The organism is Burkholderia sp. MR1-5-21, from assembly GCF_053427715.1.
Genome location: NZ_JBSAXD010000001.1, coordinates 334,670 through 348,647 on the forward strand (window position 1 = coordinate 334,670; position 13,978 = coordinate 348,647).

Annotated in this window: 12 protein-coding genes; 1 reads left to right on the forward strand and 11 read right to left on the reverse strand. The window is 69.1% G+C overall.

The window, feature by feature from the left end; translation table 11 throughout:
• Positions 1 to 33: 33 nt before the first annotated feature.
• Both ACV229_RS01400 and ACV229_RS01405 read right to left on the reverse strand, forming a co-directional pair.
• Positions 34 to 309, reverse strand: a complete 276-nt coding sequence (locus ACV229_RS01400) for a hypothetical protein (protein ID WP_448081322.1) — start codon at positions 307 to 309, stop codon at positions 34 to 36.
• Positions 306 to 1,553: an alkaline phosphatase family protein gene (locus tag ACV229_RS01405; RefSeq protein ID WP_448081323.1), complete on the reverse strand. Its 1,248-nt coding sequence runs from the start codon at positions 1,551 to 1,553 to the stop codon at positions 306 to 308. Before ACV229_RS01405 ends, ACV229_RS01400 begins: the two co-directional genes overlap by 4 nt.
• A 390-nt stretch (positions 1,554 to 1,943) precedes the next feature.
• On the opposite strand from ACV229_RS01405, the gene ACV229_RS01410 reads away from it, so the two are divergent.
• Complete coding sequence (locus tag ACV229_RS01410; RefSeq protein WP_448081324.1) at positions 1,944 to 2,810, forward strand: oxidoreductase; 867 nt, start codon at positions 1,944 to 1,946, stop codon at positions 2,808 to 2,810.
• 340 nt (positions 2,811 to 3,150) lie between these two features.
• Here the strand turns inward: ACV229_RS01410 and ACV229_RS01415 are convergent, their stop codons facing one another.
• From ACV229_RS01415 to ACV229_RS01455, 9 genes are all read right to left on the reverse strand, one after another.
• Positions 3,151 to 4,227: a Rieske 2Fe-2S domain-containing protein gene (locus tag ACV229_RS01415; RefSeq protein ID WP_448081325.1), complete on the reverse strand. Its 1,077-nt coding sequence runs from the start codon at positions 4,225 to 4,227 to the stop codon at positions 3,151 to 3,153.
• A 73-nt stretch (positions 4,228 to 4,300) separates the two neighbouring features.
• Positions 4,301 to 6,754 carry an efflux RND transporter permease subunit gene (locus ACV229_RS01420; RefSeq protein ID WP_448081326.1) on the reverse strand — a complete coding sequence of 818 codons (2,454 nt, stop codon included), beginning with the start codon at positions 6,752 to 6,754 and terminating at the stop codon, positions 4,301 to 4,303.
• Between the two features lie 73 nt (positions 6,755 to 6,827).
• On the reverse strand, positions 6,828 to 7,808 hold the full coding sequence (locus ACV229_RS01425) for a WD40/YVTN/BNR-like repeat-containing protein (protein WP_448081327.1): 981 nt from the start codon (positions 7,806 to 7,808) through the stop codon (positions 6,828 to 6,830).
• Between the two features lie 239 nt (positions 7,809 to 8,047).
• Positions 8,048 to 9,253 (reverse strand): acetyl-CoA C-acyltransferase, encoded by a 1,206-nt coding sequence (locus ACV229_RS01430; RefSeq protein ID WP_448081328.1) that lies wholly within the window; start codon positions 9,251 to 9,253, stop codon positions 8,048 to 8,050.
• A gap of 11 nt (positions 9,254 to 9,264) precedes the next feature.
• Positions 9,265 to 9,750, reverse strand: coding sequence for a MaoC family dehydratase (locus ACV229_RS01435; RefSeq protein WP_448081329.1), 486 nt, complete (start codon positions 9,748 to 9,750; stop codon positions 9,265 to 9,267).
• A complete protein-coding gene (locus tag ACV229_RS01440) occupies positions 9,747 to 10,547 on the reverse strand; it encodes an SDR family oxidoreductase (protein ID WP_448081330.1) in 801 nt (266 codons plus the stop codon). Before ACV229_RS01440 ends, ACV229_RS01435 begins: the two co-directional genes overlap by 4 nt.
• Complete coding sequence (locus ACV229_RS01445) at positions 10,544 to 11,755, reverse strand: acyl-CoA dehydrogenase family protein (protein ID WP_448081331.1); 1,212 nt, start codon at positions 11,753 to 11,755, stop codon at positions 10,544 to 10,546. The genes ACV229_RS01440 and ACV229_RS01445 overlap by 4 nt, the downstream gene beginning before the upstream one ends.
• Complete coding sequence (locus ACV229_RS01450) at positions 11,752 to 13,095, reverse strand: acyl-CoA dehydrogenase family protein (protein ID WP_448081332.1); 1,344 nt, start codon at positions 13,093 to 13,095, stop codon at positions 11,752 to 11,754. The genes ACV229_RS01445 and ACV229_RS01450 overlap by 4 nt, the downstream gene beginning before the upstream one ends.
• 3 nt (positions 13,096 to 13,098) lie before the next feature.
• On the reverse strand, positions 13,099 to 13,977 hold the full coding sequence (locus ACV229_RS01455; RefSeq protein ID WP_448081333.1) for an SDR family oxidoreductase: 879 nt from the start codon (positions 13,975 to 13,977) through the stop codon (positions 13,099 to 13,101).
• Between the last annotated feature and the right edge of the window lies 1 nt (position 13,978).

A 13,978-nucleotide genomic window follows, 5' to 3' on the forward strand; every position in this document is an offset into this window, starting at 1 on the left:
GCCTTGACGACCTGCGGGGCACCGCCGGACAGGTCAACGCTTGTGTTGGCCGTCGTGCGATCCCGCACGAGCGCCGCCGTGCCGCTTCTCGCGGCGTTTCGTCCGTTCCGTCAGCAACTGCGGCATCAATGTCTCGATGTACTGTTTCGCCTGGCCGCGCGTACGCAACTGGCTGTAGAGCTGATGCGCGTTGTCGTACCCGGCGAGCTCCGCATGCGCCTTCTTCAGGATGTGCAGGAAGGCCATCAGGCTCGTGCCGTCGCTCAGCGGTTCGTCGTCGCGCGGGTCCGGGGTGGCGGGCTGGGTCATGATCCGATCCTCGGCGGGCAGTCGGTACGGCAGGTCGCGGTGAGCAGCGACAGCAGGTCGTTCGCGTGGCGGTCCCGGTCGGTCAGCGGCTGCAGGCCGAACAGCCGCTCGAGGGTCGCGGGCACCGAGCTGTGATCGTACGGCGTGTGGTCGACCACGCCGCGCGCGACCCAAGGCGACACGACGATCGCGGGCACGCGCACGCCGTAGACGTCGAAGCCGAACCCGTTCGTATTCAGCGTGGCGGCTGCGCCGTCGTTCGGCGGCGGCGCGGCGCGGGGCCTGACCGAATCGTAGAAGCCGCCGTGCTCGTCGTACAGGATCACGAGCAGGCTGTTTTCCCATAGCGGCGAGTTGCGGATCGCGTTGTAGACGCGCGCCGCGAGCTGGTCGCCGCCGGCGAGGCCGTCCATCGGATGCTGCGACGTGCCGTTCTCGTACGTGTCGTGCACGATGTCGCCATAGGCGGGCTCGATGAACGTGTAGCGGGCCGTGTAGCCGGACGCGAGATCGGCTTCGAGATGCGCGAGATCGTCGACGTCGAAGAAGCTGATGCCCTTCAGCGACGCGACCTGCGGCACGTGTCCGAGCGGCGTGCCCGACTGGTCCTGGTAGAGCCGGTAGCTGTCGTCGCCGAGCGCTTCGAAGATCGAGCCATGCGGGTACGAGAAGCCGTCGACCGATTCCCATCCGGCCATTTCCGCCTGGGTCGGCGAATGATCGAGGCCGGACGACGAAGCGCCGTGCACGAAATACCGGTTCGGCCAGGTCGGGCCCGGCAGCGACGCATGCCAGCCGTCGCACAGCACGAAGCTGGTCGCGAGCTGATACAGCGACGGCGACTGGGTGCGCGTATCGACGGCCTGCATGATCTTGCCGACGTCGGCGGGCTGCGGTGGCGTGCCCTCGGTGGTGGTCGTCGCGTAGCTCGCCACGAAGCCGGAATTGTCGATCGGCGGATACGGTTCGCCTTTCCGGAAAGCGGCACCCGCGCCGCACAGCTGCTCGACGACGTCGGTGAACTCGTGGCCGGGATCCGTTGGCATCTGCGCGGGCGCGCCGCCGCCGAACGGATAGACGGTGCCGCCGTATGCGTTGCTGTTCGACGGTGTCGCGGCGACGATGCCGGGAATGCCCGACAGCCCGAACAGATGGTCGAACGACCGGTTTTCGAGCATCAGCACGAACACATGCTGAATGGGCGACGGGACTGACGTTGATGCGGCCGCTGCGTCTGCACTCATGGCGCCTCCTTCCGTCATTCGATGGACAGCCGACTCGCCGGGCTGCATGGCCGGCGTTTGAAAGCGTTGTAAGGCGTGCCGGCCGCGGATTGCCGACGAGTGTATGTCCGCTCGGGTGTCTGCGTAAAGGGCGTGGGCTCGTGCGATGCGTTGATCGTCGTGGCACGTCCGCTGCCCAAGCCTTGACGAAACCCGCCGCGTGGCAGACGATGAACCGCTCGCCACACCTGCTCGCGTCGCCGGAGCAGTCTCGAAGCCTCACCCGGCATCACCGCTGTCCCAGCGTTCCATTCCGTTCGATTGGCGCGGTCCGATCGAACAATGCGCATTGCTCACGCCTGAATGTTCGTGGTCTGTCGATGCGTCCACCTCGTCCCGGGAGAATGTTCGATGTCACACGCGAAGAAAGTCTGGTTCATCACCGGCGCGTCGTCCGGCTTCGGCCTCGCGCTTGCGCAAGCCGTGCTCGCGCGCGGCGATCGTGCGGTCGTCACCGCACGACGGCTCGAGCGCCTGCAGGCTGTCGTCCACGGTCATGAAGACCAGGCGCTGGCGATACAGATGGACGTCACCGATGCGGCCGCACGCCAGCACGCGGTCGAGCAGGCAATCGCGCGGTTCGGACGGATCGACGTGCTCGCGAACATCGCGGGGCGCGGCTCGATCGGCGCGGTCGAGGAGTTCTCGCCCGACGAGCTGCGCGACCAGTTCGAGATCAACTTCTTCTCGGCGGTCGAGATGACGCGCGCGATCCTGCCGCAAATGCGCGCGCAGGGTGCGGGACGCGTGCTGACGCTGACGAGCGTCGGCGGCCTCGTGACGGTGGCCGGTGCGGGCGCGTATTGCGCGGCGAAGTTCGCGCTCGAATGCTGGACCGAGACCCTCGCGAAGGAAGTCGCATCGCTCGGCATTCGCGTGACGCTGGTCGAGCCCGGCGCGTTCCGCACCGAGTTCGCGGGCGACGTGCTGCAGCGGGCCGCGCATCGGCTCGATGTCTATCGGACTGTCGTCGGGCCGTTCGAGGACTATCTCGTCAGCAGTGCAGGCAAGCAGATGGGCGATCCGGTCAAGGCCGTCGCGGTGATGCTCGACGCGATCGACAGCGACACGCCGCCGCTGCGGCTGATGCTCGGCGCCGATGCGTATGCGCTGTGGGACAAGACGATCGACGAGCGCATCGACGACATCGACGCATGGCGCGAGCGCGGCGAAGCGACCGCGTTCGACGATGCGCAGGCGGTGCAGATCGGGCGGTGATGGTGGCGATGGAGGTCGCCGAATGACGCGGCGACAGCGGATAGTTCCGCGATATCAGGAACAATCGACGGATGAGCAACGCGGAACGCATCGTTCCGTTATTGCAGGAACTATCCTGAGCGCCAGGCGGCGCATTTGACATGCGTGCGCCCGGCTACGCCGATTTCGCGACGATCTTCGAGGTTTTCCTGCGCAACTAAGCCGAATCAACGACGCCGCGACCGGGAAACCGTGCCGGCTGCGGCGTGTGCGGATCCCGCCGCCGGCAACCGGCGCGACGACCGGTGACGGAAAGCGGCGGCGGAAAGCATTGCGTCACACGGGGGTCCGGACGTCCCGCTTAGCGCTCGAACACATGATGCAGTTCCGGCGGCGCCTCGCCGTCCCGGATCCGCATTTCGAACACCTTGCGCGCGACGCTCGACGGCCGCACGTCGGCCGCATCGAGATAGAACTGCGAATACCAGTCGCGCATCTGGTAGAGCGGCCCGTCGCCTTCGCACAGCAGCGGGTTGTCGATCCGCGTCTTGCTGTGCCAGATATCGACGTCCTCGTAGAACGCGCGCTGCGCTTCCTTCACGTACGCATTCGCGATCTCCATGTTCTGCGCGTCGCTCAAGCCCGGCAGCTTCTTCACGATCACGCCGTAGCGCAGCTCGAAGCTGTTCATGTCGATCGGCACGTGGCAGTTGAGCAGCACCGAATGGATCGGCTGGCCGTTGCTTTGCCCGGTCATCCGCGTGATGTGAACGGCCGGCCCGAAGTACGTCGACAGCGCGGTCAGGCTGTCGCCGCCGAGCTTCTCGCTGCGTCCGACCATCAACTGCGTCGCCTTGTGGTCCTCGAACAGGTTCGCGAAATAGTCGACCGGCGCGTTGTGGACGGTCGCGAAGTGCGCGGCGTCGGAGATGTTGTCGACGAGCTCTCGGCAGTTGGTCTGGATCACCATCTTGTCGACGATCCAGTCCGACCATTCGTCCGAGAAGCACACGTCGAAGCGCGGAATCGCGACGTCGTCCGGCGGCGCGCTGCCTTCCGGATCGTTCCACACGAACAGCAGATGGTTTTGCTCGCAGGTCGGCCACGCGCCGATGCGCGCCTTCGGCGGAATGCGCTTGCAGTACGGGATCGACGCGCACTGCCCTTCGCCGTTCCAGGCCCAGCCGTGGAACGGGCACACGAGCGTGTCGCCGTCCACTTTGCCGAGGCTCAGGTCGGCGCCCATGTGCGGGCAGTACGCGTCGACGATGTTGACCTTGCCGGTCGAATCGGCGAACGCGGCGAGCTTGCGGCCGAAGATGTTCAGCGTATGCGGCTTGCCGTCCTTGTAGTCGCGGGCGAGCCCGAGGCAGTGCCAGCCGCGCGCATAACGCTCGGCGAGCGGCTGGGCTTCGATCTTGTAAGGGCGTGCGGACATGTGGGTCGTCTCCTTCTTTTCGGTGGCACGCGGCGGCCCGCCGCGCGCTCGGGGTGATCGGGGGGCGTGTCGCTCAGTGCAGCGTATTGCCGGGCTCGAGCGCGCGCGCCGGTTTCAGCGACGGCGCGACAGCCGGCGCCGGATGCGCCACACGGCGTTCCGCGCGCTCGACGCCGAGCCACGCGGCGAGCGCCGGCAGCAGGAACACCGCGCCGAACAGGTTCACGAGGAACATGAACGCGAGCAGCACGCCCATGTCGACCTGGAACTTCAGCGCGGAAAACGCCCACGTGCCGACGCCGATGAACATCGTGACGGCGGTGAACAGCGCCGCGGTGCCGCGCTGGCGCATCGCGTCGGCGAACGCGTCGGGCAGCGTTGCGCCGTGCCGGATGTCGTGCTGCAGGCGCTCGTACAGGTAGATCCCGTAGTCGACGCCGACGCCCACGCCGAGCGTGATCACCGGCAGTGTCGCGACCTTCAGGCCGATGCCGAGCCATGCCATCACCGCGTTGCAGAGGATCGACACGAGCGTCAGCGGCACGATGATGCACAGCACCGCGCGCCACGAGCGGAACGTCACCGCGCACAACAGCGCGATCGCGCCGAAGATCGACAGCAGCATCGCGACCTCGGCGTCGCCGACCGCCTCGTTGGTGGCCGCCATCACGCCGACATTGCCGCCCGCGAGCCGGAACGCGACGTTCGGCGTCGGGTTCTCCGCCGCGAAGCGCTTGATCTCGCTGACGATGTGCGCGATGGTCGTGCCTTCGTGGTTCTGCGTGTAGATCAGCACCTGGATCGCCTTGCAGTTCGCGGTGTTCATGCCGTTGTCGGGGTCGAACGCATTCGACCCTTGCGTGAGCCCGTCGCTCGAACGCGGCAGCGCGGCCCAGCGCGGGTTGCCCTCGTTGAACGCGGCGATGAACACCTTGCCCTGCGACGAAACGCTCGTCACCGACTGCACGCCCGCGACGCCGCGCATGTGCATCTCGAACTTCTCGATCGCGCTCATCACCGGGTAATGCAGGCACGCGTCGTCGAAGCCGGTCGTCTCGACGATCACCGACAGCACATCGACGCCGATGTTGTACTGATGCGTGATCGCCGCGTTGTCGATGTTGTAGCGGGAGTTCGCGCGCAGTTCGGGCGCGCCGGTGCCGATGTCGCCGATCTCGAGCTTGCGCGATTCGAGCGCGCCGCAGGCGAGCAGCGCAAGCGCGACCGCAAACATGCCGAGCGCCGGCAGCGGCCGCGCGAACATCGCGAAACCCGACCACAGCCGGCTGCCGCCCGCGGCCGCGGTGCGCTGCGCACGGGCGAGCGTGCCGCGTTCGAGGCGCGTGTACGACAGCAGGATCGGCAGGAACACCTTGTTGGTCACGATCATCAGCAGCACGCCGAGGCACGCGGTGATGCCGAGCTCGCGCACGATGTCGATCTGGATCCGCATGATCACCAAGAAGCCGAGCGCGTTCGTCAGCAGCGCGACGGTGCCCGGCACGAACAGCTTGCGGAACGCGTCGCGCGCCGCGTCGGCCGGCGCCGCGCCGCGCACGAGCGCCTGCTTCCATGCATTGGTCATCTGCACCGCATGCGACACGCCGATCGAGAAGATCAGGAACGGCACGAGGATCGACATCGGGTCGATGCCGAGCCCGAGCAGCGGCAGCGCGCCGAGCAGCCAGACGACCGGCAGCAGCGCGACCAGCAGCGCAAGCACGGTGGTCCTCAGCGAACGCGTATAGGCGAGCAGCAGTGCGGCCGTCACGAGGAACGCGAGCGCGAAGAACGCCATCACGCCGGCGATGCCCGACTCGACGTCGCCGACGAGTTTCGCGAAACCGATGATGTTCACGTCGATGCCCTGCTTCGCGTAGCGCGCGCGGATCTCCTCGAGCTGGCGCGCGACCGCGCCGTAGTCGAGCCGCTTGCCGGTCGCCGGATCGGTCTCGCGCAGTTCCGCGCGAATCAGCGCCGACTTCAGGTCGTTGCCGACGAGCCGGCCGATCTGCCCGGAGCGCGCGACGTTGCGGCGCACCTTCGCGAGATCGTCGGGGTTCGCGCTCGAGAACTGGCCCGGCACGACCACGTCGCCGCGAAAGCCGGCCTCGGTGACTTCGGTGTAGTGGACGTTCGGCGTGAACAGCGAGAACACGCGCGAGCGGTTCACGCCCGGGATGAAGAACACGTCGTCGGTCGCGTGCCGCAGCGCGTCCATGAACGGCTGGTTGTAGATGTCGCCGTCGCCCTTCCAGCGCAGGCTCACGAGGATCGTGTTCGCGCCGGGGAACGCGCCCGCGTAGCGGTCGAACACCTGCATGTACGGGTGCTGCATCGGGATCATCTTGTTGAAGCCCGGATCGAGCTTCAGGCGCGTCGCGGACAGGCCGAGCGCGAGCGTCACCGCGACGCACAGGAACATCAGCGCACGGCGCCGGCGGATGATGAAATCGGCGCTGCGCTCGACGAACGCCGCGAGGCGCGACGCGGGAACGGCATCAATGGGGCGTGACAGGTCGTTCATGGAAATCTTCTCGTAGCGAAACGGGCGGTCGGAACGGAAACGGGCAAACACTGGCAGACGCGGCCGCCGCGCGTCACGACGGCTGCGGCGCGTGCGTGATGCCTGCCCCGGCGAGCGGCGCGATGCCCGCCTCGCCGCCGAGCAGCAGCGCGCCGTGCCCCATGTCGAGCACCGCCGCGAGGCTCTGCACGCCGCCGAGCTTGCGCACGTCGAAGGTCAGCCCGCCGTCGCGCGACGCGACGATCGCACCGCCCTGCCCGACCAGCACGAGCTCACCGTCCGTGAGTTGCGCGGCACCGAAGTACGACACGGGCACGTGGCTGTCGACGTGCGTCCAGGTTTCGCCGCGATCGGTGCTGCGCAACACGTTGCCGCGCATCCCGTATGCGACCCAGTCGCCGTTTGCGAGCATCAGTGCGCCGAACAGCGAGCCCGCGTAGGGCGACGGCCGCTTGTCCCAGGTCGCGCCGTTGTCGGTCGAGCGCAGCAGCGTGCCGCTCTCGCCGGCGATCAGCAGGTTGCCGTGGCCGTCGCCGGCGATCGCGTTCAGGTGACGGTCGCCTGCCGGCGTCTTCACCGTCTGCCAGGTCGCGCCAGCGTCGTTCGACTGCAGCAGCTGGCCGAAACTGCCGGCCGCAAACAGCGGCCCGTTCGCGGTACCCCACACCGACAGCAGCGGATCGGAATGTGCCGGGTCGGCATGCACCTCGCGCCAGTGCGCGCCGGCGTCGTCGCTGCGCACGATGCGGCCGTCGTGGCCGACCGCGATGCCGAGCGTCGGCGTGACGAAGAACACCTGCGTCAGCGTCGACGGCTGGTCCGGCGTCACGGATGCCGTGCGCCAGTCCTGGCCGCCGTTGTCGCTCAACAGGATCACGCCGCGCTCGCCGACCGCGACGATGCGCGGGCCCGCTTTCGCGAGGCCGTTGATCTGCAGGCGGTCCGCGTGGATCGCGGTGACCGGGAACGCCGGCAGCGGGCGCGGCGAGAACGCGAACAGCGCGGCGCCGAGCACGAGCGCCGACATCGCGAGTCCGGGCAAGGTTCGTTTCATTGCTTGTCTCCTGTGGGCCGGCATTAGTGCTTCAGCACTTACGCCGGCCCCATGCTTCGCGGTCGACCGGAGTCAATGCTTCTGCAGTTACTCCGGCCCCACACTCTGCAGTCGCCCCGTGGGAACGCTGAAGCGCTCGCACGGGTCCTCTGCAAAGTTCCGGGCCGTCGGTCATTGCCGCGGCCTCGAATGGTCCTGAATGAATGGCGGTTACATCGGGGCGGCCAGGCCGCCCGCTGTCATGCGCCGACTTCGAACAGCGCGGCAGCGCCCATCCCGCCGCCGATGCACATCGTCACGACCGCATGCCGCACGCCGCGACGCGCGCCTTCGAGCAATGCATGCATCGTCATTCGCGTGCCGGACATCCCGAACGGATGGCCGAGCGCGATCGCGCCGCCGTCGACATTCAGCCGCTCGTCGGGAATCCCGAGCGTGTCGCGGCAGTACAGCGCCTGGCAGGCGAACGCCTCGTTCAGCTCCCACAGGCCGACATCGCGCACGGTCAGCCCGAAGCGGTCGAGCAGCTTCGGGATCGCGAACACGGGGCCGATGCCCATTTCGTCCGGCTCGCAGCCGGCCACCGCGAGGCCGCGGAATGCGCCGAGCGGCGTCAGGCCGCGGCGCTTCGCCTCGGTGCGCGACATCACGACCACGGCAGCCGCGCCGTCCGACAGTTGCGACGCGTTGCCGGCCGTCACGAACTCGCCCTGCTCGACGACCTTGCCGCCGCTCCACGACGGCTTCAGCCCCGCGAGCCGTTCGGCGGTCGTATCCGCGCGCACGCCTTCGTCGCGCGCGGCGCGCACGTCCTCGTGCCCGGCCGGGTTGCCTTCCTTGTCGAACAGCGCGCGCCGCACGTCGAGCGGCGCGATTTCCGCGTCGAAGCGGCCGGCCGCCTGCGCTTGCGCCGTGCGCTGGTGGCTCTGCAGCGCGAATTCGTCCTGCGCCGCGCGCGAGATCCCGTAGCGGCGCGACACGATCTCGGCCGTCTCCATCATCGCCATGTACGCGGCCGGCTGGTGGTCGAGCACGGCCTGCGAACGCGCGCGATACGCGTTCTTGTGCTTGTTCTGCGTGAGCGAGATCGACTCGACGCCGCCCGCGACGACGATCCGCGCATCGCCCGCGCCGACGCTGCGTGCGGCGCTCGCGATCGTCATCAGCCCCGACGAGCACATCCGGTCGATCGCCATCCCCGGCACTGACGGCGGCAGGCCCGCGGCGGCGGCCGACAGCCGGCCGATGTTGTAGCCCTGCGTGCCCTGCTGTGCGGCGCAGCCGATCAGCACGTCATCGACGTCGGCCGCCGCGACGCCCGCGCGCTCGAGCGCCGCGCGCACCACGTGACCGCCGAGCGCGGGCGCCTCGGTATCGTTGAACATTCCGCGAAACGCCTTGCCGATCGGCGTGCGGGCGGCGGAAACAATGACTGCGTCTTCCATGTACGGGCTCTCTAGAAGTAATAGCGGCTGATCGTGTCGACGACGCAGCCGGGCTTGTCGCCGCCTTCGATCTCGACGGTCACGCGGACCCACGCCTGCACGCCGCCGTCCAGCGGCTCGACGCGCAGCAGCTCGCCGACGCCGCGCACGCGCGCGCCGACCTTCACCGGCGCCGGGAAGCGGATCCTGTCGCAGCCGTAGTTGACGCCGAGCCGCGCGCCGTCGATGCGGACGATCTGCGGCAGGAAATAATTGACGAGCGACAGCGTCAGGTAGCCGTGCGCGATGCATGCGCCGAACGGGCCGTCCTTCGCGCGCACGGGGTCGACGTGCACCCACTGGTGGTCGCCCGTCGCGTCCGCGAAGCCGTCGATGCGGATCTGGTCGATCGCGAGCCACGCGCTCGCGCCGAGCGTCTCGCCGACGACGGCGACCAGCTCGCCGGGATGCGCGAACACGCGGGGCGTCGCGCGGGCGGGTTCGAGTGCTGCCATCATGCGTGCTGGCTGCTGACCGACAGGACTTCACCCGTCATGTACGACGCGTAATCGCTTGCGAGAAAGACCATCACGTTGGCGACCTCCCAGACTTCGGCGGCGCGCCCGAATGCTTCGCGCGACGCCAGTTGGTTCAGCAAGTCGGCCGGGGCCGACTTCTTCAGAAAATCGTGCATTGCGATGCTCGGCGCGACCGCGTTGATGCGCACGCCGTACGGCGCGGCTTCGAGCGCCGCGCAGCGCGTGAGCGCCATCACGCCCGCCTTCGCGGCCGCGTAGTGCGCCTGTTCTGCCTGCGCGCGCCAGCCGAGCACCGATGCGTTGTTGACGATCGCGCCGCGGCCGCGGGCCTGCATGTGCGGCAGCATCGCGCGCGTCATCCGGAACGTCCCGGTGAGGCTAATGTCGATCACCCGCGACCATTCGGCATCGTCCATTTCGACGATGCGCTTCGCGCCGCCGAGCCCGGCGTTGTTGATCAGCACGTCGACGCCATCGAGCCGCGTCAGCGCGTCGGCGACGAGCGCCTGTACGTCGTCCTCGGCCGCGACATTGCAGAGCCGGCCGTAAATCTGCTGCAGCCCCGTTTCCGCGCGCAGCGTGTCGACCGCCTGCTCGAGGCGCTTCTCGTGGATGTCGGAGATGAACAGCGCGCGGCAGCCTTCTTCCGCGCAGCGGCGCGCGGCCGCGAAGCCGATGCCGGCGCCGGCCGCGGCCGTGATCAGCACCGATTTTCCGGCGAGCAGCTGGTGGCCCGGCACGTAGGCGGGGGCCGGACGAATCTGGGGTTCGGTCATGCAGTACCTCGGGGTTCTTTTGGCATGCCGAGCCCGCGCTCGGCCATGATGTTGAGCTGGATTTCGTTGGTGCCGGCGTAGATCGTGTCCGCGCGGGAGAACAGGAACACGCGCTGCAGATGGGTGAGCTTCTCGTCGGACGGATCGAGCACGTTCGCGCGCGGGCCGAGCACGTCCATCGCGAGCTGGCCGAGATCGCGGTGCCAGTTCGACCAGTAGTACTTGTAGATCAGCGCTTCGCGCCGCAGCGGCGCGCCGGCCCCGCCGTCGGCCGTGTCCGCACGGTCCGCGCCCGACAGCATCCGCAGCGCGTTGTAGCGCATCACGCGCAGGCCGGCCCATGCGCGGCCGATGCGTTGCCGCAGCACGGGATCGCGGTCCGCGCCCGTGTCCCGCGCGGCGTCGATCACCCATTCGAGCTCGCGGACGAACTGCATCTGCTGGCCGAGCGTCGACATGCCGCGCTCGAAGCCGAGCAGCGTCATCGCGATCCGCCAGCCGTCGCCCGGCGCGCCGACGAGGTCGCAGGCGTCCGCGCGCGCGCCGTCGAAGAACACTTCGTTGAATTCGGCGCCGCCGTTGAGCTGGCGGATCGGCCGGATCTCGATGCCCGGCTGGTCGAGCGGCATCAGCAGGAACGACAGCCCCTTGTTCCCGCGGGACGCCGGATCGGTGCGCGCGAGCACGAAGATCCAGTCGGAATCGTGCGCGAGCGACGTCCAGACCTTCTGGCCATGAACACGCCACGAGCCGTCCGCTTGCTGTTCGGCGCGCGTGCGCACGTTCGCGAGATCCGAGCCCGCGCCAGGTTCGGAATAGCCCTGGCACCAGAACTGCGTGCCGGCCAGGATGCCCGGCAGGAAGCGCGCGCGCTGGTCGTCGGTGCCGCACGCGACGAGCGTCGGCCCGAGCAGCCCTTCGCCGATGTGGCCCATCCGCCCCGGCCCGCCGGCGCGGGCGTATTCCTCATGGAAGATCACCTGCTCGGCGACCGAAAAGCCGCGTCCGCCGGCGTCGACTGGCCAGCCGAGCCCCGTCCAGCCGCCCTTCGCGAGTGCCTGCTCCCACGCCTTGCGCAGCTCGGGCCACGCTTCCTCGTCGCCGGGGCCGCCCCGGTGTTTCAGGCACGCGAATTCGCCGGTCAGGTGCGATTGCACCCAGTCCGCGACTTCGTGCCGCAATTGCTGTTCGCGGGTTTCGCTGTTCATTGCAAAGCTCCTGCGCGGGCGGCGGACAGACGCGCGGCATGTGGGACGGACGCCGTGGCCGAACGCGCGGCATGGTCGGGCAGCGCGCCGTCGATCGCGTGGCGCGCGATCCATTCGAGCAGTTGCGGCGTCGTGCCGAACTGCGCGCCCGATGCCTGCGCGCGCTTGAAGTAGAGATGCGGGTCGTATTCCCACGTGAAGCCGACACCGCCGTGCAGCTGGATCGCTTCCTGCGCGCAGAATGCATACGCGTCGTTCGCGGCCGCCTTTGCCGCGGCGATGTCCGCGCGCAGCGCGGCGTCCGGCGTCGCACCGGCTTGCGCGTCCCATGCGTGGGCCGCGCCGAGCACGGCGGAGCGCGCCGACTCGATCAGCACCATCATCTGCGCGCAGCGGTGCTTGACCGCCTGGAACGACGCGATCGCGCGGCCGAACTGCACGCGCTGGCCCGTGTAGTCGAGCGTCAGGTCGAGGCACTGCTGTGCGCCGCCCAGCTGTTCGGCGGCCAGCGCGAGCGCGGCAAACCATGCGGTGCGTTCGAGCACCTGTGCCGCGTCGCGGCCCGCGATCAGCACGTCGCGGCTCACGCGCAGGTCGTCGAGCGCGATCCACGCGAGCGGCCGCGTCGCGTCGAGCGTGTCGAGCGGCGTCACCGCAATACCGGCTGCGCCGGCGGTCATGTCGATCGCGAACAGGCCGACCGACTGCCCTTCGTTGGCGATTCGCGCCGGCACCAGCAGCAGGTCGGCACGCGCGCCGTCGAGCACCTGCGCGGCAACGCCGGACAACGCGAAGCCGGCCGCGGTTTCTTCGGCGATGAACGGCAACGCCGGCACATCGGCCGATTCACCGGGCACAGCGCGGGACGGTGCGCCGGGCCGCTTGCCGAATGACTCGCCTGTCGGCCAACCGGACGCCTTGCCGCCAGGTTCACCGAACAGGTCGCCGAACAGCCAATCGAACGGCAGCGCAACGGTCGCGCTGCACGCGCCTTCGGCGATCTTCGCGAGCCACGCGTGCGCGACCGACGTCCCGCATTGCGCAAGCGCGGTCGACGCCATGCACACGGTCGGCAGATACGGCACGCACGCGACGCGCCGGCCGAGCTGCTCCATCAGCAGCGCCTGCTCGAGCGCGCCGAGCCCCATGCCGCCCGCCGCCTCCGGCAGCGCGAGCGCGTTCCAGCCGAGTTCGCCGGCGAGCGTCGCCCACAGCGCGTCGTCGCGGCCGGCCGACTGCTCGATCGCGCGGCGCACGTCCGCGGACGCGCTGCGTTCGGCGAGCACGTCGGCCGCCGCGTCGCGGATCATCACCTGTTCGTCGGTGAGCAGGAGATCCATCTTTCAGCTCCCGTACACGCGCTGCGCGGGACGCGCGTCGGCCAGCAATTGCGCGACGGCCGGGCCGACCTCGCCCGCCGCCCAGCGTGCGCCGCGATCGACGCGCGGACCTGTGCGCCACCCTTCCGCGACCGCGATCACGCCGCCCGCGACCTCGAACACCTGGCCCGTCACGTCGGCCGACAGCGCGCTGCCGAGCCACACGACGAGCGGCGCGACGTTCGCCGGGTCGAAATAGTCGAAGCCGCCGTCCACGGGCTTCTTCATCATGTCGGCGAACACGTCCTCGGTCATCGACGTGCGCGCGGCCGGCGCAAGCGCGTTCACGCGCACGCCGTAGCGATGCAGCTCGGCCGCCTGCATCAGCGTCAGCGCCGCGATGCCGGCCTTCGCGGCGCCGTAGTTCGACTGGCCGATCGAGCCTTGCAGCCCGGCACCGGAGCTCGTGTTGATGATCCGCGCATCGACCGGGCCGCCGGCCTTCGCGGCGTCGCGCCACGCGCGCGCGAGCAGGTTCGACAGGCAGAAGTGGCCGCGCAGGTGCACGCGCATCACGTCGTCCCAGTCCTGCTCGGTCATGCTGGTGAACATCTTGTCGCGGCAGATGCCCGCGTTGTTGACGAGCACGTGCACGTCGCCGAATGCGTCGCGCGCGGCATCGACGATCCGCTGCGCAGTGTCGACGCGCGTGATGTCGTCCGAATTCGCGAGCGCGCGGCCGCCGTCGCGCGCGATGTCGTCGCAGACGGCCTGCGCGGCGTCGTGCCGGATGTCGTTGACGACGACCGCCGCGCCCTCGGCCGCGAACGCGCGCGCGTATTCGCGCCCGAGCCCGCCGCCCGCGCCGGTGATGATGACGGTGCGTCCTTTGCAGATTCCCATG

Coding starts and splice junctions, on each gene's coding strand:
- ACV229_RS01435 (WP_448081329.1), bottom strand. CDS start 9,750: ATGATGGCAGCACTCGAACCCGCCCGCGCGACGCCCCGCGTGTTCGCG.
- ACV229_RS01450 (WP_448081332.1), bottom strand. CDS start 13,095: ATGGATCTCCTGCTCACCGACGAACAGGTGATGATCCGCGACGCGGCG.
- ACV229_RS01410 (WP_448081324.1), top strand. CDS start 1,944: ATGTCACACGCGAAGAAAGTCTGGTTCATCACCGGCGCGTCGTCCGGC.
- ACV229_RS01430 (WP_448081328.1), bottom strand. CDS start 9,253: ATGGAAGACGCAGTCATTGTTTCCGCCGCCCGCACGCCGATCGGCAAG.
- ACV229_RS01415 (WP_448081325.1), bottom strand. CDS start 4,227: ATGTCCGCACGCCCTTACAAGATCGAAGCCCAGCCGCTCGCCGAGCGT.
- ACV229_RS01405 (WP_448081323.1), bottom strand. CDS start 1,553: ATGAGTGCAGACGCAGCGGCCGCATCAACGTCAGTCCCGTCGCCCATT.
- ACV229_RS01420 (WP_448081326.1), bottom strand. CDS start 6,754: ATGAACGACCTGTCACGCCCCATTGATGCCGTTCCCGCGTCGCGCCTC.
- ACV229_RS01425 (WP_448081327.1), bottom strand. CDS start 7,808: ATGAAACGAACCTTGCCCGGACTCGCGATGTCGGCGCTCGTGCTCGGC.
- ACV229_RS01400 (WP_448081322.1), bottom strand. CDS start 309: ATGACCCAGCCCGCCACCCCGGACCCGCGCGACGACGAACCGCTGAGC.
- ACV229_RS01440 (WP_448081330.1), bottom strand. CDS start 10,547: ATGACCGAACCCCAGATTCGTCCGGCCCCCGCCTACGTGCCGGGCCAC.
- ACV229_RS01445 (WP_448081331.1), bottom strand. CDS start 11,755: ATGAACAGCGAAACCCGCGAACAGCAATTGCGGCACGAAGTCGCGGAC.
- ACV229_RS01455 (WP_448081333.1), bottom strand. CDS start 13,977: ATGGGAATCTGCAAAGGACGCACCGTCATCATCACCGGCGCGGGCGGC.